The organism is Amycolatopsis thermoflava N1165 (genome assembly GCF_000473265.1).
Classification (GTDB): domain Bacteria; phylum Actinomycetota; class Actinomycetes; order Mycobacteriales; family Pseudonocardiaceae; genus Amycolatopsis_E; species Amycolatopsis_E thermoflava.
Genome location: NZ_KI421511.1, coordinates 1,712,383 through 1,729,420 on the forward strand (window position 1 = coordinate 1,712,383; position 17,038 = coordinate 1,729,420).

At 74.2% G+C, this 17,038-nt stretch carries 17 protein-coding genes; 10 read left to right on the forward strand and 7 right to left on the reverse strand.

The window, feature by feature from the left end; translation table 11 throughout:
• Nucleotide 1: 1 nt before the first annotated feature.
• Genes AMYTH_RS0108570 through AMYTH_RS0108580 form a run of 3 tightly spaced genes read right to left on the reverse strand, consistent with a single transcriptional unit; the run spans nucleotide 2 to nucleotide 2,265 of the window.
• Nucleotides 2–319, reverse strand: a complete 318-nt coding sequence (locus AMYTH_RS0108570) for a biotin/lipoyl-containing protein (protein ID WP_020418037.1) — start codon at nucleotides 317–319, stop codon at nucleotides 2–4.
• A complete protein-coding gene (locus AMYTH_RS0108575; RefSeq protein ID WP_027929965.1) occupies nucleotides 312–1,301 on the reverse strand; it encodes an alpha-ketoacid dehydrogenase subunit beta in 990 nt (329 codons plus the stop codon). The genes AMYTH_RS0108570 and AMYTH_RS0108575 overlap by 8 nt, the downstream gene beginning before the upstream one ends.
• A complete protein-coding gene (locus AMYTH_RS0108580) occupies nucleotides 1,294–2,265 on the reverse strand; it encodes a thiamine pyrophosphate-dependent enzyme (RefSeq protein WP_051363037.1) in 972 nt (323 codons plus the stop codon). The genes AMYTH_RS0108575 and AMYTH_RS0108580 overlap by 8 nt, the downstream gene beginning before the upstream one ends.
• Before the next feature lie 155 nt (nucleotides 2,266–2,420).
• Between AMYTH_RS0108580 and AMYTH_RS0108585 the strand changes: the two genes are divergently transcribed.
• The 5 genes from AMYTH_RS0108585 (at nucleotide 2,421) to AMYTH_RS0108605 (ending at nucleotide 7,147) form a co-directional block, all read left to right on the forward strand.
• On the forward strand, nucleotides 2,421–3,068 hold the full coding sequence (locus AMYTH_RS0108585) for an IclR family transcriptional regulator (protein ID WP_037322416.1): 648 nt from the start codon (nucleotides 2,421–2,423) through the stop codon (nucleotides 3,066–3,068).
• 94 nt (nucleotides 3,069–3,162) lie between these two features.
• Complete coding sequence (locus AMYTH_RS0108590; protein WP_027929968.1) at nucleotides 3,163–4,374, forward strand: CaiB/BaiF CoA transferase family protein; 1,212 nt, start codon at nucleotides 3,163–3,165, stop codon at nucleotides 4,372–4,374.
• 1 nt (nucleotide 4,375) lies between these two features.
• Entirely contained in the window at nucleotides 4,376–5,233 is an 858-nt protein-coding gene (locus AMYTH_RS0108595; protein ID WP_027929969.1) for a hydroxymethylglutaryl-CoA lyase, read from the forward strand.
• An 80-nt stretch (nucleotides 5,234–5,313) separates the two neighbouring features.
• Complete coding sequence (locus AMYTH_RS0108600) at nucleotides 5,314–6,597, forward strand: SLC13 family permease (RefSeq protein ID WP_027929970.1); 1,284 nt, start codon at nucleotides 5,314–5,316, stop codon at nucleotides 6,595–6,597.
• A gap of 31 nt (nucleotides 6,598–6,628) precedes the next feature.
• On the forward strand, nucleotides 6,629–7,147 hold the full coding sequence (locus AMYTH_RS0108605) for a gamma carbonic anhydrase family protein (RefSeq protein WP_027929971.1): 519 nt from the start codon (nucleotides 6,629–6,631) through the stop codon (nucleotides 7,145–7,147).
• A 204-nt stretch (nucleotides 7,148–7,351) separates the two neighbouring features.
• Here the strand turns inward: AMYTH_RS0108605 and AMYTH_RS0108610 are convergent, their stop codons facing one another.
• Nucleotides 7,352–9,055 (reverse strand): DEAD/DEAH box helicase, encoded by a 1,704-nt coding sequence (locus AMYTH_RS0108610; protein WP_228684646.1) that lies wholly within the window; start codon nucleotides 9,053–9,055, stop codon nucleotides 7,352–7,354.
• A 163-nt stretch (nucleotides 9,056–9,218) separates the two neighbouring features.
• Here AMYTH_RS0108610 and AMYTH_RS0108615 point away from each other — a divergent pair, with 163 nt between their 5' ends.
• On the forward strand, nucleotides 9,219–10,142 hold the full coding sequence (locus AMYTH_RS0108615) for a DUF5829 family protein (protein WP_051362591.1): 924 nt from the start codon (nucleotides 9,219–9,221) through the stop codon (nucleotides 10,140–10,142).
• Nucleotides 10,143–10,181: 39 nt separating this feature from the next.
• Here AMYTH_RS0108615 and AMYTH_RS0108620 read toward each other — a convergent pair whose 3' ends face one another.
• Nucleotides 10,182–10,841 carry a TetR/AcrR family transcriptional regulator gene (locus AMYTH_RS0108620; RefSeq protein WP_027929974.1) on the reverse strand — a complete coding sequence of 220 codons (660 nt, stop codon included), beginning with the start codon at nucleotides 10,839–10,841 and terminating at the stop codon, nucleotides 10,182–10,184.
• A 92-nt stretch (nucleotides 10,842–10,933) separates the two neighbouring features.
• Between AMYTH_RS0108620 and AMYTH_RS44305 the strand changes: the two genes are divergently transcribed.
• A complete protein-coding gene (locus tag AMYTH_RS44305; RefSeq protein WP_051362592.1) occupies nucleotides 10,934–12,340 on the forward strand; it encodes an MFS transporter in 1,407 nt (468 codons plus the stop codon).
• Here the strand turns inward: AMYTH_RS44305 and AMYTH_RS0108630 are convergent.
• Nucleotides 12,288–12,830 (reverse strand): MarR family winged helix-turn-helix transcriptional regulator, encoded by a 543-nt coding sequence (locus AMYTH_RS0108630; RefSeq protein ID WP_027929975.1) that lies wholly within the window; start codon nucleotides 12,828–12,830, stop codon nucleotides 12,288–12,290. The two genes, AMYTH_RS44305 and AMYTH_RS0108630, sit on opposite strands and share 53 nt — an antisense overlap.
• Before the next feature lie 55 nt (nucleotides 12,831–12,885).
• Between AMYTH_RS0108630 and AMYTH_RS0108635 the strand changes: the two genes are divergently transcribed.
• Both AMYTH_RS0108635 and AMYTH_RS0108640 read left to right on the forward strand, forming a co-directional pair.
• Complete coding sequence (locus AMYTH_RS0108635; RefSeq protein ID WP_027929976.1) at nucleotides 12,886–13,605, forward strand: SDR family NAD(P)-dependent oxidoreductase; 720 nt, start codon at nucleotides 12,886–12,888, stop codon at nucleotides 13,603–13,605.
• Nucleotides 13,606–13,644: 39 nt separating this feature from the next.
• On the forward strand, nucleotides 13,645–14,955 hold the full coding sequence (locus AMYTH_RS0108640; RefSeq protein WP_027929977.1) for a HEAT repeat domain-containing protein: 1,311 nt from the start codon (nucleotides 13,645–13,647) through the stop codon (nucleotides 14,953–14,955).
• Here the strand turns inward: AMYTH_RS0108640 and AMYTH_RS0108645 are convergent.
• Entirely contained in the window at nucleotides 14,894–16,414 is a 1,521-nt protein-coding gene (locus AMYTH_RS0108645) for an MFS transporter (RefSeq protein WP_037323522.1), read from the reverse strand. The two genes, AMYTH_RS0108640 and AMYTH_RS0108645, sit on opposite strands and share 62 nt — an antisense overlap.
• A gap of 90 nt (nucleotides 16,415–16,504) precedes the next feature.
• Here AMYTH_RS0108645 and AMYTH_RS0108650 point away from each other — a divergent pair, with 90 nt between their 5' ends.
• A complete protein-coding gene (locus AMYTH_RS0108650; protein WP_027929979.1) occupies nucleotides 16,505–17,035 on the forward strand; it encodes a TetR/AcrR family transcriptional regulator in 531 nt (176 codons plus the stop codon).
• Nucleotides 17,036–17,038: the final 3 nt, after the last annotated feature.

Sequence of the window (17,038 nt, forward strand, 5' to 3'; positions counted from 1 at the left end):
CTCAGTCCTCCGGCAGGGTCAGGCGGACGCGCCGCTGCGGCTTGCGCTCCTCCGGGACGGTGCCGACGATCCCGGCGTCCTCCACGGTGAAGGTGACCAGCGGCGCGCCGACCGCGAGTTCCTCGTCCTCGCCGACGTGCAGCCGGGTGACGCGGCCGGACTGGGGCGAGGGGATCTCGACGGCGGACTTGGTGGTCTCCAGTTCGACCAGCGGCGCGTTGCGCTCGACCCAGTCGCCCTCGGCGACGAGCCACTCCAGCACGCGGGCGCTGATCAGGCCCTCGCCGAGGTCGGGCAGGGGGAAGGTCACTTCAGCCACGGCGGTACTCCAGGGTGGTCTGCACGGCGGTCAGGATGCGGTCGACGCTGGGCAGGTACTCGTCCTCCAGCGCGCCGGACGGGTAGGGCACGTCGAACCCGGCGACCCGCTGCACGGGGGCGCGCAGGTCGGCGAAGCAGCGTTCGGTGATCAGCGCGGACACCTCGGCGCCGAGCCCGGCGGTCAGCGGCGCCTCGTGCACGACGACCGCGCGGCGGGTGCGGGCCACCGACCGCGCGAGCCCGTCGGTGTCGATCGGCTTGAGCCAGCGCAGGTCGAGGACTTCCAGTTCGACCCCGTCCTCGGCGGCCAGTTCGGCGGCCTGCAGGCAGCGGGCGACCATCGCGCCCCACGCGACCAGGGTGCCGTGCTTGCCGGGCCGGGCGATGCGGCTGGTGCCGGGCGGCGGCATCTCGGCCGGCTCGGTGGGGTCGAACGTCTCGCGGTGCCAGTACCGGGACTTGGGTTCGAGGAAGATCACCGGGTCGGGATCGGCGATGGCCTGCCGCAGCAGGCGGTAGCCCTCGCTCGGGGTGGCGGGCGCGACGACCTTGAGGCCCGGCACGTGCGCGAACAGCGCCTCCAGGCTTTCGCCGTGGTGTTCGGGCGCCTTGATCCCGCCGAAGCTGGGCAGCCGCAACGTGATCGGCATGTTCAGCACGCCCCGGCTGCGGTAGTGCATGCGCGCGACCTGGTTGACGATCTGGTCGATCGCGGGGTAGCTGAAGCCGTCGAACTGGATTTCCGGCACCGGCCGCCACCCGGCCACCGCCAGCCCGACCGCCATGCCCATGATCGCGGACTCGGCGAGCGGGGTGTCGAACACGCGGTGCTCGCCGAACTTGTCGCGCAGCCCGTCGGTCACCCGGAACACCCCGCCGAGCGTGCCGACGTCCTCGCCGAAGATCAGCACCCGGTCGTCGTCCTCGCACGCGTGGCGCAGGGCGAGGTTCAGCGCCTGCTGCAACGAGAACTCAGGCATCGAGGGACTCCTTCCACACCCGCTGCTGCTCCAGCAGGGCCGTCGTGGGCTCGCGGTAGACGAACGAGAACAGCTCCTCGGCGGGCGGTGGTTTCAGCGCCAGCAGGCCGTCGCGGACACCGCTCACCACCGTGGCGGCGTGCTCCTCGGCCGCGGCGACCTCGTCGGCGGACAGCAGCGCGGCCGCGCGGGTCAGCGGGTCCCGGTCGAGCCATGCGCGCTCGTCCTCCAGCGTACGGTAACGGCCGGGATCGTCCGATGTGGAGTGCGGGCCCATCCGGTAGGTCATGGCCTCGATCACGGTCGGGCCGCCGCCGTCGCGGGCGCGGTCCAGCGCGGCGCGGGTCGCCTCGAACACCGCGACCACGTCGTTGCCGTCGACGCGCACGCCCTCGATGCCGTACCCGGCGGCGCGGGCCGCCACCGAGCCGCCCGCCACCTGCTCCGCTGTCGGCACCGAGATCGCCCAGCCGTTGTTCTGGCAGAAGAAGACCACCGGCAGCCGGTAGACTCCGGCGAAGTTCATCGCCTCGTGCACGTCGCCCTGTGAGCTGGCGCCGTCGCCGAAGTAGGTGATCGCCGCGCCGCCGGTGTCGTCGAGCTTCGCGCCCATCGCCCAGCCGACCGCGTGGGTGACGGGGCCGCCGACGACGGCGTTGAACGGCGCCAGCCGGGAGGCCTTCGGGTCGTAGAGCCCGCCGTGCCACACGTTGAGGTGGGTCGCGAGGTAGCCGACGAGGTCGACGCCCATCGCCACCGCGACGCCGAGCTCGCGGTAGCAGGGGAAGGCGAAGTCGCGGGTCAGGTCGAGCGCGGCGGCGCTGCCGACCTGCGCTGCCTCCTGGCCCTTGGCGGGCGCGTAGGCGGGGAACACGCCCTGGCGCTGCAGCGCGATGGCCTCTTCGTCGAGCCGGCGCGCCACGACCATCAGGCGGTGGAGCGCGGGGAGATCAGCTTCGTGCATGGCCGAAGGGTGCGTGGCGGCGCCGAAGCTGCGCAAGTGTCGCCCCCGACGCTGATCATTGTGCGCGTTCTGCCCGGCGTTGGGCCGCTTTCACTGGTCACTTTGTCCAGCGAGCCGCCGCGGCGACCGCGTACCGGCGGCGCTACGGTGTCGGCGTGGCGGACGACGAGCAGCGGCGCGAGACGGTGTCGACCGGGGTCGGTGTGCTGGACCGGGTGGTCGCGATCCTGGACGCGGTCGAGGCGAACCCGATGGGGGCCAGCGAGATCGCCCGCGCGCTGGGACTGTCGGTGCCGACCGCCCACCGCCTGGTGTCCGCCATGGTCAAGCACGGCCTGCTGCACCGCGACGACGACGGCCGCCACCACATCGGCCCCCGGTTCGCCTCGTCCGCGCTGACGGCCGCCGCGACGCCGGTGCTCACCGGGCTGCGGGCCGAGACCGGCGAGACGGCCCAGCTGTGGGTGCTGCGCGGTGAGGACCGGCTGTGCGTGGCCAGCGAGGAGTCGCCCCACGAGCTCCGCGCCGCCGTGCCCGTGGGCACGGTGCTGCCGTTGTCGGACAAGGGATCGGCAGCTCTGGCGCTCACCGGCGCCGGGCGGGGCTGGGTGGAGAGCGTGTCCGAGCGGACCCCCGGCCTGTGCTCGGTCAGCGCGCCCGTGCGCTACCGCGGCGACGTGGTCGCCGCGGTCTGCCTGGCCGCCCCGGTGTTCCGGGTGTCCGACGACGGGCCAGGCGCGCAGTACGGCGACCTCGTGGTCGCAGCCGCGGAAACCCTGGAAAGGGCGTTGCGCCACCGCTGAAGTTGCGCGCCGGTCTTGTGGCGCCGGGCTCTCGCGGCTTATGGTCCTTCTCGATAAATGACAGTGCTAGTCATTATTTGAGAACGGAGGCGTTGTGGCCGACGCTCCCCTGACCGGCATCCGCGTGCTCGAACTCGGCAACTTCATCGCCGCCCCCTTCGCCACCCGCGTCTTCGCCGACTTCGGCGCCGAGGTGATCAAGGTCGAACGGCCCGGCGTCGGCGACGAGCTGCGCGGCTGGCGCCGCACCCGCGGCAGCACCTCGATGCTGTTCCGGACCATCGCCCGCAACAAGAAGTCGGTCACGCTGGACCTCAAGCAGGACGAGGGCCGCGCGCTCGTCCTGGACCTGGTGCGGCAGTGCGACGTGGTGGTCGAGAACTTCCGCCCCGGCACGCTGGAACGCTGGGGCCTCGGGCCGGCCGACCTCACCACGGTGAACCCGGACCTCGTGGTCGTCCGCATCTCCGGTTACGGGCAGACCGGCCCGTACCGCGACCGCGCCGGGTTCGGCGGCGTCGCCGAAGCCTTCGGCGGGCTGCGGCAGGTCACCGGGCACCCCGACCGTCCCCCGGTGCGGCCGGCCGCGCCGATCGCCGACGCCGCCGCCGGGCTCTACGGCGTCGTCGGCGCGCTGATGTTGTTGCTGGGCAAGGCGCGCGGTCTCCCCCACGACGGCCCGCGGGTCGCCGACGTCGCGCTCTACGAGTCGGTGTTCATGATGATGGAGTCGCTGATCCCGGACTACGACGCCTACGGCGTGGTGCGCGAACGCACCGCGGGGAACCTGCCCGGTGTGGTGCCCAGCGGCGTCTACCCCACCGCCGACGGGCAGTCGGTCATGATCGCGGGCAACTCCAGCGGCGCGTTCGGCCGCCTGATGACCGCGGTCGGCCGCCAGGACCTGGCCGAGGACCCGGCGCTCGCCGACGGCGACGCCCGCTCCGCCCGGGAAGACGAACTCGACACCGCCATCACCGCGTGGACCTCCGCGCACACCGCGCCGGAGGCGGTGCGGATCCTCAACGAAGCCGGGGTGCCTGCGGGGCCGGTGTACGACGCGCGGGCCATCGCCGCGGACGAGCACTACCGCGCGCGGGACATGCTGCGCCCCCTCAAGGTCGTGGTCGAGGACGAGCCCGAGGAGATCCGCTTCCCCGGTGTGGTCCCGCGCCTGCCCGGCGCCCCCGGCGACGTCCGGTGGGCGGGCCCGGAACTGGGCGAACACACCGAAGCCGTGCTCGGCGGGCTGCTCGGCATCGGCGCCGACCGCCTGTCCGGCTATCGCGAGCGGAAGGTGATCTGAGGTGAGCGTGACCATCACCGACGTGGTGCTGCGCGACGGCCTGCAGGACGAGCCGGCCGTGGTGCCGGTGGCCGACCGGGTCGCGATCGCGGAGGCGCTCGTCGCCGCCGGCCTGCGGCACCTGGAAGCCGGATCGTTCGTCAACCCCGACAAGGTGCCGCAGATGGCCGGGGCGGAGGACCTGGTGGCCGCCCTGCCGCACCAGGACTCCGTGCACTACACCTTCCTCGCGCTGAACGCCCGCGGCGTGCGCCGCGCCGTCGTCGCGGGCGCCCGCGACGTGCTGGTCGTCGCCTCCGCCAGCAGCGGGCACAGCCGCGCCAACGCCGGCCGGGACAGCGACGCCGCGCTGGACGACCTGGCCCGCGCGGTGGCCGAGCACCCCGGAACCGCTTTCCGGGCCGGCATTTCGACCGCGTTCGTGTGCCCGTTCGACGGCGCGGTCGCCCCGGACCGGCTGGTCGCGGTCACCCGGCGGTTCGCCGCGATGGGCATCCGCCGCATCGGGCTCGCCGACACGCTGGGCACCGCCACGCCGGACCAGGTCATGACCTCGCTCGCGCACGTCCGCGACGCACTGCCCGACGTCGAACTCTCCCTGCACCTGCACAACGCGCACGGTCAGGCACTGAGCACAGTGGACGCCGCGATCGAGGCGGGCGTCACCCGCTTCGACAGCGCCGCGGGCGGCTACGGCGGCTGCCCGTTCGCCCCGGGCGCCCACGGCAACATCGCCACCGAGGATCTCGTGGCCCACCTGCACGCCCACGGGATCCCCACCGGGATCGACGAAGACGTGCTGTCCACTGCGGTCGCCACCGTGCGGGAGGCGCTGCGCCGCGCCCCCGCACCGGCCTGACCGGCCGCGTCGTTCCCCTGGTCCCTCGTCAATGGTGACGTGGCCCGCCCCGCGGGCGTGCGTGACCGGAACAGGTCGCAATGGTCCAGTTCGTTTCACTCCTCGTCCTCGTGGCGGTGTTCACCCTCGCCACGGTCCTGCCCGTCAACATGGGGATCCTCGCGTTCGTCGCCGCGTTCGTCGTCGGCGCGATCTCCGGCATCTCCGTCGACGACGTCACCGGGTACTTCCCCGGCGACACGTTCGTCCTCGTCGTCGGCATCACGCTGCTGTTCGGGGTGGCGAAAGTCAACGGCACGATCGACCTCGTCGTCGCCGCATCGCTCAAGCTGGTGCGCGGGCGGCGGTGGGCGGTGGTGTGGCTGATGTTCGCGCTAGCCGCCGTGCTCATGTCGCTGGGGTCGGTGCTCGCGGTCGGCATGCTCGCACCCATCGCGATGCCGATCGCGGCCCGCTACCGGATCAACCCGCTGCTGATGGGCATGATGCTCAGCCACGGCGCGTTGTCGGCCGCGTTCTCCCCCATCACCGTCTACGGCGCGTTCACCACCGGCATGGTGCACGACGCCGGCCTGGACGTCAGCCCGCTGCTGCTGTTCGCCGTGCCGTTCGGGCTCAACGTGCTCATCGCCGCGGTGCTGTTCGCGGTCCTCGGGCGCGACCTCTTCGGCCGCGACGAGGACGTGGCGGGACCGGCCCAGCCGGCCGGCGGTGGCGGGTCCACCGGCACGCTCACGCGGACCCGGACCACCGTCGTCACCGAGCCGCGGGTCACCCCGCTGCGGGTGATCACCCTGACCGGCATGCTCGCGCTGCTGGTCACCGGGGCGTTCGGGATCGACGTCGGGCTGGCGGCGTTCGTCATCGCCGCCGTCCTGCTGCTGCTCGCCCCGGACCGGCACAAGCCGTCGGCCGACGAGGTCGCCTGGCCCGCCGTGCTGCTGGTGTGCGGGATGCTGTCGTACATGGCGGTGCTGAAGGAGAACGGCACCCTGGCGATGCTCGGCGAGGCGGCCGCGGCACTCGGGTCGCCGGTGCTCGCCGCGCTGCTGCTGTGCTTCGCCGTGGCGATCGTGTCCGCGTTCGGCTCGTCCATCGGCACCCTCGGGATCGCGCTTCCGCTGGCCGTGCCGTTGCTCGACCTCGGGCAGCTCGGCGCCGCCGGGTTCGTCGTCGCACTCGGCTTCTGCTCCACCGTCGTGGACGTGAGCCCGTTCTCCACCAACGGGATCATCGTGCTCGCGCAGGCCCAGGTCCCCGACAAGCGCGTCTTCCAGCGCCGCATGCTCGCCTACAGCGCGCTCGTCGTGGCGGGCGCGCCCCTGCTCGCCTGGACGGCGGCGATCCTGCCGTCCGCACTCTGATCCACAGTAGACAGGTTGGGAAAGGACACCCATGGCACACCTCACCGTGGACGGCACGGAGCCGTCCGTCGACGCGGGCGCGTGGATCGCGCAGGGCGCGGTGGTCGCCGGCGCGGTCACCGTCGCCGCGGGCGCCGGCGTCTGGTACACGGCCGTGCTGCGCGCGGACCTGGACACGATCACCGTCGGGGCGGGCAGCAACATCCAGGACGGCACGATCGTGCACGCCGATCCCGGGTTCCCCGTCACGATCGGCTCCGGAGTGAGCGTCGGGCACCGCGCGGTCCTGCACGGCTGCACCATCGAGGACGACTGCCTGATCGGGATGGGCGCGGTGGTGCTCAACGGCGCGAGGATCGGAGCGGGCAGCCTCGTCGCGGCGGGCGCGGTGGTGCTCGAGGGCGCGGACATCCCGCCCGGCTCACTGGTCGCCGGACTCCCGGCGAAGGTCCGGCGCCCGCTCACCGCCGAGGAACAGGCGGGGACGCGCGCGAATGCCGAGAACTACAAGGCACTGGCGCGGGTTCACGCCCAAGCCCAGCGCGCTTGACGCTCGATGCAGGCCGCGCCTGGGCACGACGGGGCTGCGGCCCGGCGCAGGTCCGCGCCCGGGCGGCGTGGCTACCAGCACGGGGCCACTCGGGCGCGGCGCGCCCGAGTGGGCCCCAGGACGCGTCGGGCCCGGGGCAACTCCCCCAGGCGCACCCCCGGCTTGGTTCATCCCGCGCGCGGCGCGGTTGGCTCCCAGCGCAGATCAGCGAGAGGAGCCACCCCGGCGGCGGCCGGTGCGGGCACCCGCGGAGAAGGCCGCGGCCCCGCCCGACCGCCGTGCGGAGGTGGCGCCCGCACGGTCCGTCTGCTGCCGCTCGCCGCCCGGCTGCCGGGCTCCCGGCTCTTGCCGGGCGCTGCCGCCGGACCTGCGCGCGCCCGCACCACGGCCCGGCTGCCGCACATCCGGCTCGCGCCGACCGGCACCGCCAGACCCGCCCGGCTCTTGCCGCACGTCCGGTTTCCGCCGGCCTCCGGATCCACGCGCGGCACCCGCGCCCGGGTCTTGCCGACCGTCACCACGCGGACGCTGCCGCGCCTCACCACGGCCCGGCTGCTCCCGCACGTCCCCACCCGGCTTGCGCCGGGCGCCACCGGAACCTCGCGCGGCCGCACCGGCCCGCTTCTCCCGCGGCTCCGCGCCCGACCGGCGCGACGCACCCGCACCACCCCGGCCCGCGGCCGCGCCCGCGCCGCTGCGCGCTGGGAGCTTGCGGAAGACCCGGTCGCCCGGTGCGAGCTCGCTCAGCAGCTCGTGCCCGGGCGCCAGCCGGGTCGTGACCGGGCTGATCCCGGCCTTCCTGGTCAGGGCGCGGACGTCCGAAATCTGGTCGTCGGTCATCAGCGTGATCACCACGCCCGCCGCGCCCGCTCGGGCGGTGCGGCCGGAACGGTGCAGGTAGGCCTTGTGCTCGACCGGCGGGTCGGCGTGGATGACCCGCGCCACGTCGTCCACGTGGATGCCGCGGGCGGCGATGTCGGTGGCCACCAGCGTGGTCGCGCTGCCGTCGGAGAACGCGGCCAGGTTGCGGGTCCGCGCGGTCTGGCCGAGGTTGCCGTGCAGCTCCACCGCGGGCACGCCCGCCGCGACGAGCTTGCGCGTCAGCGCCTTCGCCCGGTGCTTGGTGCGGGTGAACACGACCGTCCGGCCGGGCGCGGCCGCCAGGTCCACCAGCACGTCCAGCCGCGTGTCCGGCTCGACGTGCAGCACGTGGTGCTCCATCGTCGCCACCGGCGAGCGCGCGGAGTCGACGCTGTGCGTGACCGGGTCGCTGAGGAACCGCTTCACGAGCACGTCGACCCCGGCGTCCAGGGTGGCCGAGAACAACAGCCGCTGACCGTCGCGCGGTGTGCGGTCCAGCAGCCGCTTCACCTGTGGCAGGAACCCGAGGTCGGCCATGTGGTCGGCCTCGTCGAGGACGGTGATCTCGACGGCGTCGAGGTGCGCGTGCCCGCTCGCGAGGTGGTCGGCGAGCCGGCCGGGGCACGCGACCAGCACGTCGACCCCGGCGCGCAGCCCGGCGATCTGCGGCGCCGCGCCGACCCCGCCGAACACGGTCATGGTGCGCAGCGACAGCGCCTCGGCCAGCGGCGCCAGCGCCGCGTCGATCTGGGTGGCGAGTTCGCGGGTCGGCGCGAGGATCAGCGCGCGGGGCCGCCCCGGCCTGCGCGGCGCGCGGCTCGCGGCGAGCCGGGTCAGCACCGGGAGCGCGAACGCGTAGGTCTTGCCGGAGCCGGTGCGGCCCCGGCCGAGCACGTCCCGGCCGGCCAGCGAGTGCGGCAGGGTCGCCGCCTGGATCGGGAACGGCGCGTCGATGCCCCGCTCGGCCAGCGCGGCGACCAGCACCGGAGGCACGCCGAGCGCGGCGAAGGAAGGCGCGGCGGAAGCGGACACAGGGGCAGAAGTCACGGGGAAGGCTCCGAACGTCGGGGGTCGTCCTGCCCGGCGCGGACCGGCACGGTCGCGGCACGTGGTGGCCGACAACGAAACGCGGCCCGAGGCAGAACTGTGCGGGCCGCGATCACCAGTGTAGACCACGGTGCCGGTTGACCGGTCGGGATTCAATCCCGCCATGATCCGACAACTGCGTTTCCGGCGGACGATCGCCGCACTCACCCTCGCTGTCGCCGGGGCGGCCGTGGCCGCGCCCGCCGCCCAGGCCGACGAAGACGGACGCGTGCCGCAGCTGCTGTTCTACAACCACGCCTACGACGTGCTGGACAGACAGACCGCGGACGCCGTCGAGCACTCCGCCTACCTGCGGGAGTTCGCGAACTTCGAGGTCCGCACCACCACCGGCGGCGGCATCACCTGGACCGGCCGCTACCTGAAGGGGCGCGAGACCTACCTCGAACTGTTCGGCGTCGGCGACCTGCCCGGCTCCGACGGCCTGTTCGGCGCCGCGGGGACCGCGCTGTCCAGCGAGCGCGCCGGCGACCTGGCCAAGGTGCGGCAGCGCCTCCAGGACCAGGGCATCACCCCGGTGGACTACCGGCAGACCCGGGACTTCGGCGACGGCGTCCCGGTGCCCTGGTTCGACACCGTGCGCGCCGCGCCCGCGTACCAGGCGTTCGACGGCTGGGCGATGGAGTACCTGCCGGAGTACTTCGCCGATCCGCGCAGCGGCACCGAGCCCGCCGCCACGCCCGACGACGTGAGCCGCGAGCGGTACCTGCCCGACGGCTACCAGGACCACCTGATGCGGGACATCGCCGCGATCCGCATCGGGGTCACCCCGGAGGACCTCGCGATCACGGTGCCGCTGCTGACCGCGGGCGGTTTCAAGGTGGTCACCCTGGCCGACGGCAGCGTGATCGCCAGCGGCGGCGGCACCACCATCCGCTACGACGCGGTGCCCCGCGAGCAGGCGGGCCTCAAGCAGGTCGTGTTCACGCTCAACCGGTCGGTGCCGCGGCACGTCGAGCAGATCGGCCAGTCGAACCTGGTGGTCGGCCCCGGCTCGACGGCGGTCTGGACGTTCACCGGCACCGCCTGATCCCGCGGCCCGGGGCCGGCCCTGGCCGGCCCCGCGCCGTCACCGCCGGTCGAGCAGGCCGTCGACGAGCGCGCGCAGGCCGTCGGCGTAGGTGTCGCGTGCCGCCAGCTCCGGCCAGCGGTCCCCGATCGCCGCCAGGTGCGGCGTCTCCGCCGGGTCGAAGCGGAAGGCGCCGTCGCGCGTGGGCCGTTCGTCCCGGCGCGCGGAGCGGGCGCGGACGAGGACCTCGCCCGCCGTGTAGTACCAGATGCCGCGGAAGACGCCGACGGCCTGCGCGTGCGTGCATCCGCTGTCGACGGCGCCGCCCACGATCGTCTCGACCATCCACAGCGCCGGTTCGTCGAGCAGGCCGACGAACCCGTCGACGGTGACGACCTCCGCGGCCCACGGCCACGCCGCGAGAGCCTCGTGCATCACCGTGGCCGCCACGACGATCCGCTCCCGCGGGTCGTCGGGCAGCGGGGGCCGGTCGAGCTGCCCGGTGTAGGTGTTGAGCAGCTGCACCAGCAGGTCCGCCTTGTCCCGCACGTGGTGGTACAGGGTCGTCGGCCCGATCCCCAGTTCCGCGGCCAGCTTGCGGACGCTCAGCTTCTCCCAGCCGTCGCGGTCGATGAGCCGCCGCGCGGCCGCCAGGATCTCCGCGCGGGACGTCACCGGTGGCCGCCCGGTCCGGGCGCGCGCTGCATCGGGTCGGGGCACGGGTCCATCATGCTGCCCTCCTCCGCGGTCGACAGCCGGACCCCGCCGATGCTACTTTCGGAACGCGTTCGAAAACTCCGGAGGACTGGGGCATGACGAAGACGGAATCGACGGCGCCGGCTGTCCGGGCGGGGCTCACCCTCGCCGCGGTGGCCGTCGTGCAGTTCACGGTGTCGCTGGACCTGTCGGTGGTGAACGTCGGGCTGCCGCGGATCGGTGCGGCGCTCGGCTTCACCGCGGTGGGCCTGACCTGGGTGATCCACGCCTACGCGCTCACCTTCGGCGGGCTGCTCCTGCTCGGCGGCAAGCTGGCCGACCGGCACGGCCGGAGGCGGGTCCTGCTGACCGGGCTCGCCGTGTTCGGCATCGCTTCGCTGGCAGGCGGTTTCGCTCAGGACCCCGGTCAACTGGTCGCGGCACGCGCCGTGCAGGGCATCGGCGCCGCGGCGGCCGCCCCGGCCGCGCTGGCGCTGCTGACCTCGACCTTCCCCGCCGGACCGGAACGAGTGCGGGCCTTCGGCGTGTGGAGCGCGACGAACGCCGCCGGCGGCGCGCTAGGTGTGCTCATCGGCGGCGTCCTCACCGAGTACGCGGGCTGGCGGTGGGTGATGTTCGTCAGCGCGCCGATGGCGGTTGTCGCGCTGGTGCTGGCACGGCGGGGCGTCGCCGCCGACCACCCGGCCCGCGACGGCAGGCCGGACGTGCTGGGCGCCGTCCTGGCCACCGCGGGCATGACCACGCTCGTGTTCGGCGTCGTGCGCACCGACCAGCACGGATGGGCCTCGCCGGTCACGCTCGTCACGCTGGCGCTCGCCGTCGCGCTGCTCGCCGCGTTCGTCCACATCGAACGGACGACAGCCCGCGATCCGCTGGTGCGCCCCGGGTTGCTCGCCAACCGTGCGGTGGCCGGGGCGAACCTCTACAACCTGCTCCTGGGCGCGGCGATGGCGTCGGCGTTCTACTTCGTCTCGCTCTACCTGCAGCAGGTGCTCGGGACCGGGCCCGCGGCGGCCGGGGTCCAGTTCCTGCCCTTCGCGCTCGGGGTGGTCGCCGGGTCGGTGCTGGCCGTCAAGCTCGGCAACCGGTTCGCGCCGCGGACGCTGATGGCGGGCGGCGGGGTGCTGACCGCGGCGGGATTCGCCTGGTTCGGCTTCCTGAGCGCCGACGGGTCGTTCCTGGCCGATGTCCTCGGCCCGTCGATCGTGACGAGTGTCGGCTTCGGACTGTGCCTCGGGCCGGTGGTGTCGGTGGCCACGGGCGGTGTCGCGCCGGGCGAGGCGGGCACGGCCTCCGGTCTGCTCAACAGTTCGCGGCAGATCGGGGCGTCGCTCGGGCTGGCCGCGCTCGGCACGGCCGCGCACAGCAGATCCGGCACCCCCGTCGACGGGTACGCGTTCGGCCTCGCGCTGGGTGCCGGGCTCCTGGTCGTCGCCGTGCTGATCGCGCTCACCCTGGTTCCGGCGCGAGTGTCCGCTCCAGCCGCGCGAGCAGGCCGGTGAGGGCTTGGCGCTCGTCCGGGGCGAGCCCGCCGATCAGGTCCGCCTCGTGTTCGAGCAGCCTGCGCACGGTGGTTTCGATGAGGCGGTGCCCGGCGTTGGTGAGCCGGACGGCGACCGCGCGGCGCGATGCCGACGAGGGGGCCCGTGCGACGAGCCCGGCCCGCTCGGCGCGGGCCACGCGCTGGGACACCGCCCCGGGGGTGACCAGCGTGCGCCGGGTGATCTCGCGGGTGGTCAGCTCGTACGGCGGGCCCGCGCGCCGGATCACGCTCAGCAGGTCCAGTGTGGACGGATCGACGCCGAGTTCGGCCAGGGTGCGCCGCCGGTCGTCGGCGAGGAGCTTCGCCACCCGCCACACCGGCGTGATGATCTCGATGGATTCGGTGCGCACGCCGGGCAGCTCGCGCCGCCACGACTCGGCGATGTCGTGCGCGGGCCACCGCAGGATCGACGCCATCGGGTAGCCGTCGGCGCCGGGGTCGTTCGACACGGCCTGCCTCCCTCCGCTACGTTTAGAGCTAAACATAGCAGAGAGGAGATGCTCAGTGGGTCGGATCGTGCTGGTCACCGGCGGCGGGAGCGGAATCGGCAGGGCGGTCGCCGCCCGGTTCCGCGCGGCCGGGGACACCGTGGTCGTCACCGGCCGCAACGGCGAACGGCTCGCCAGGGCCGCGGCCGAGATCGGCGCGCGGGCCATCACCTGCGACGCCACCGATCCGGAGCAGGTGGCGCGGATGGCCGACGAGCTCGGGCCGGAGCTGGACGTGCTGGTCAACATGGCGGGCGGCAACACCGACCTCACCGCGCCGGCCGGCGAGGGCCTCGGCGAGGTGCTGCGGGCGTGGCGGGCGAACCTGGACGCCAATCTGCTCAGCGCCGTGCTCACCACCACCGCCGTGCGGGACCGGCTGCGACCGGGCGGGTCGATCATCAACATCGGCTCGATCGGCGCGGAGTACGCCGCGTCCTCCTACGGCGCGGCGAAGGCGGCGCTGGCGGCGTGGACGGCCGGGCTGTCGTCGGAGGTCGGGCCGAAGGGCGTGACGGCGAACCTGATCGCGCCCGGCTACATCGCGGAAACCGGTTTCTTCCACGGAAAACTCAGCGAGGACCGGCGCAGTGCCCTGATCGCGGCCACGCACAACGGCCGGGCGGGCCACCCGGACGACGTCGCGGCGACGACGTTCTTCCTCGCCTCCGAGGGCGCCCGGCACATCACGGGACAGACCCTGCACGTCAACGGCGGGGCCCACACCACGCGATAACCGGTTGGCGGACGGTCCCGCAGGCGCGACGATCGCCGGGTGCGGATCAACCAGGACGAGGTGGCGGAGCGACTCGCGGCGGTGCGTGCCGCGCGGAACGCCGACGCCGAGGTCGCGGCGATGGCGGGGGCGAGCCCGCGCCTGTGGCTCGCCGTCGACGACGGCGCGCGGCGCCACCCACAGGGGCACCGCGGCGTGCTGGCCCGGGCGCTCGGCCGGGACGGCCGCCTCCGCGAAGCCGCGCTGACACGGCTCGACGAGCGGATCGCCCTGCCGGTGCTGGCGATCCGCGCGGCGGACTGGGTGCCGCAGGTGCGCGAGCGCGCCCGGCGGGAGTGCCTCCGCCACCTCTTCCGGGACCCGATGACCGCGGTGGACCTGTTCCCGTTCGCGTGCCTGCTGCGGCCACGCGCGCAGGGCGAGTGGCTGGCCGTGACACTCGAAGGCATGCTGCGGACGCCCGAAGTCCGCTCGGCCACCCTCGCCTCCCCCGACGTGCTCACCCGCCGGACCGTCTACACCTCGGGGCGCGCCGACGTCGGCGAGCTGACGGCCGGGCTCCAGGACGCGGACCTGAAGATCCGGCTGGCCTGCGCGGCCCGCCTGGCCGGCAGCACCGACCCCGAGGTGCTGCACCTGCTCCGCAGCAGCGGCACGGCCGCCCTGCGCGCCCGGGCGGTCCGCGACCCCGCTGACGCGCTGCCGGCGCTGGCCGACCCCGCTTCGCTGGTCCGCGCGTACGCCCAGTTCGTCCTGCGCCGCGCGGGCGAGGACCCGGCCCCGCACTACCGCAAGCTGGTGACCGCGGCGGCGAGCCCGGGTGCGGTCGCGGGCCTCGGCGAGACGGGAACCGAGGCCGACGGGGCGCTGCTCCTGCCGCTGCTCGGCGATCCCCGGCCCAAGGTGCGCGCCGAAACCGTCCGCGCCTTGCGGCGGCTGCGGGTGGTCCCGGTCGACCGCCTGGCGCCGTTGCTCGCCGACCCGTCCCCGCGCGTCGCCCGGCAGGTGGTGCTCGCGCTGCGCGGGTGCGCCACCGAGATCGACGAGGCGGCGCTACGCCGCATGCTCGATCCCGGCCAGCCCGGGCACCGCAGGCGCAACGCGTTCCAGTTGCTGTCCGCGCGCGACACCTGGCCCCGCCTCGCCCTGGACCTGCGCCTGCTGCTGGGCCCGGACGAGCCGCTCCGGGAAACCGCTCGCAACGACCTGAGCAACTGGTTCGCCCACGGGTCCGCGACCACCTACACCGCCCCGCGCGGCGAGCGGGCCGCCGAACTGCGCGACCTCGTCAGCCGCGCGGAGCCGCTGCTCGGCGAGGCTCGTGCGCGGGTGCTGCGCCTGTTCCTCTAGACCGCAGCAGGACCAGCGCCTGCACCCCGGTGTAGGCGAGCAGCGCGGCCCCGGCCACGGCACTCACCTGCAGGCCGTGCACGAACGCCGCCCTGGCCGCGGCCAGCAGGGCCTCGGCCCGCGCGGGCGGCAGCCCGGCGGCCGCCGCGACCGCGCCGCCGAGGGTTTCGCGTGCCGTCTCCCCCGCGTCGCCCGGCACGCGGGCCCGGTAGACCGCCGCCGCGATGCTGCCCAGCACCGCCGTGCCGAGCGCGCCACCCAGCTCGAACCCCGTCTCCGAAATCGCCGACGCCGCACCGGCACGCGAGGGCGGCGCCGCGGTGATGATGAGGTCGTTGGTGAGCGTCTCGGACAGCGCCACCCCAAAGCCGACCAGCGCCATCCCGGCCACCAGAATCGCCAGTCCACTGTGGACGCCGAGCGTCACCAGCGCCGCGAAACCCGCCGCCGCGGCCAGCAGCCCGCCGCCGATCAGCCGCGGGACCGGAACGCGCCGGGCGAGCCGGGCGGCGGCGAACGAGCCCACGATCCCGGTGACCGTCGTCGGCAGCAGCCACAGCGCCGCCGTCATCGGCCGCAGCCCCAGCACCAGCTGGAGGTACTGCGGCACCAGGAACAGCAGGCCGACGAGCGCGAACACGCCGAGCATGTTGGTCAGCACCGACGCGCTGAACCGGCGGTCCCGGAACAGCGCCAGGTCCAGCATCGGATCCGGCAGGGCGCGCTGACGCCGCACGAACACCACCGCGAACGCCGCGCCGGTCAGCACGCTCCCGGCCGCGAGCGGATCGGCGCCGTGCTCGGCGAACCGTTTGATGCCGTACACCACGGGCAGCACCGCGGCCAGCGACAGCACGGCGGACAGCGGGTCGAAGCGGCCGGGCCGCGGGTCGCGCGCCTCCGGCAGCAGGAACGGCCCCGCGACGAGCAGCACCACCATCACCGGCACGTTGATCAGGAACACCGAGCCCCACCAGAAGTGCTCCAGCAGCCAGCCGCCCAGCACCGGGCCGAGCGCCATCCCGCCGGAGAACCCGGCGCCCCACACCGCGATCGCGGTCCGCCGCCGCGCCGGGTCCGTGAAGATCGACCGGATCAGCGCCAGCGTCGACGGCATCAGGGTCGCCCCGCCGACACCGAGCAGCGCCCGCGCCGCGATGAGCATGCCCGGGCTGGTCGCGAACGCCGCGGCCACGGACGCGACGCCGAAGGCGACGGCGCCGGACAGCAGCAGCCTGCGCCGCCCGATCCGGTCCCCCAGCGTGCCCATCAGCACCAGCAGCCCGCCGAGCACGAACGAGTAGATGTCGACGATCCACAGCTGCTCGGCGCCGGTCGGGCCGAGGTCCTCGCTCAGGTACGGCAGCGCGAACCCGAGCACCGTCATGTCGACGCTGATCAGCAGCACCGGCAGGACCAGCACGCCCAGCGCGGCCCAGTCCCGGTGTCCCCCGGCCATCACGATCACGATCCTTTTCTGAACAGTCCGGACGGTACAGTTTGCCCCTCGGATCGAAACTAAACCGTCCGGACGGTATAGTCAAGCGTCATGGGACGCCCCTCCGCGCGGGAACAGATCCTCGACGCCTACCAGGACATCCTCATCGAGAGCGGTTCGGCCGCGGTCACGCTCGACGCCGTCGCCGCGCGCGCGAAGGTGTCGAAGGGCGGGCTGCTGTACCACTTCGGGTCGAAGGACGCCCTGCTCGACGGCCTCCTCGACCGGCTGCTGCGGCTGACGGCCGCGGACGTCGAGTACGCGCGCACCGCGCCCGAGGGCGTGGTGCGCTACTACCTGCTCTCCTCGGTGACCGACGCGGACATGACCAAGCCCGCCCACCGCGCGTCGATCGCCGCGCTGCGGCTGCTGGGCAGCGAGCCGAAGGTCACCGACGCGATGAACGAGGTCGGCCGGCTGTGGTCGGAGCTGCTGGCCGGGCATGTCGGCGATCCGCTCACCGCCGAGATCGTGGGACTGCTGGGCGACGGGCTGTACCTGCGCGCCACGCTCGGCGGGCAGGCGCCGCAGCCGTTGCTCAACCGGCTGCCGGAAGCGCTGCGCCGGCTGGGCCTGTCCTGACGC

What these genes read in the sequence shown, in the direction of transcription:
- AMYTH_RS0108615 (WP_051362591.1), top strand. Translation starts at nt 9,219, where the DNA reads ATGATCCGACAACTGCGTTTCCGGCGGACGATCGCCGCACTCACCCTC.
- AMYTH_RS0108580 (WP_051363037.1), bottom strand. Translation starts at nt 2,265, where the DNA reads ATGCACGAAGCTGATCTCCCCGCGCTCCACCGCCTGATGGTCGTGGCG.
- AMYTH_RS0108600 (WP_027929970.1), top strand. Translation starts at nt 5,314, where the DNA reads ATGGTCCAGTTCGTTTCACTCCTCGTCCTCGTGGCGGTGTTCACCCTC.
- AMYTH_RS44305 (WP_051362592.1), top strand. Translation starts at nt 10,934, where the DNA reads ATGACGAAGACGGAATCGACGGCGCCGGCTGTCCGGGCGGGGCTCACC.
- AMYTH_RS0108575 (WP_027929965.1), bottom strand. Translation starts at nt 1,301, where the DNA reads ATGCCTGAGTTCTCGTTGCAGCAGGCGCTGAACCTCGCCCTGCGCCAC.
- AMYTH_RS0108645 (WP_037323522.1), bottom strand. Translation starts at nt 16,414, where the DNA reads ATGGCCGGGGGACACCGGGACTGGGCCGCGCTGGGCGTGCTGGTCCTG.
- AMYTH_RS0108650 (WP_027929979.1), top strand. Translation starts at nt 16,505, where the DNA reads ATGGGACGCCCCTCCGCGCGGGAACAGATCCTCGACGCCTACCAGGAC.
- AMYTH_RS0108605 (WP_027929971.1), top strand. Translation starts at nt 6,629, where the DNA reads ATGGCACACCTCACCGTGGACGGCACGGAGCCGTCCGTCGACGCGGGC.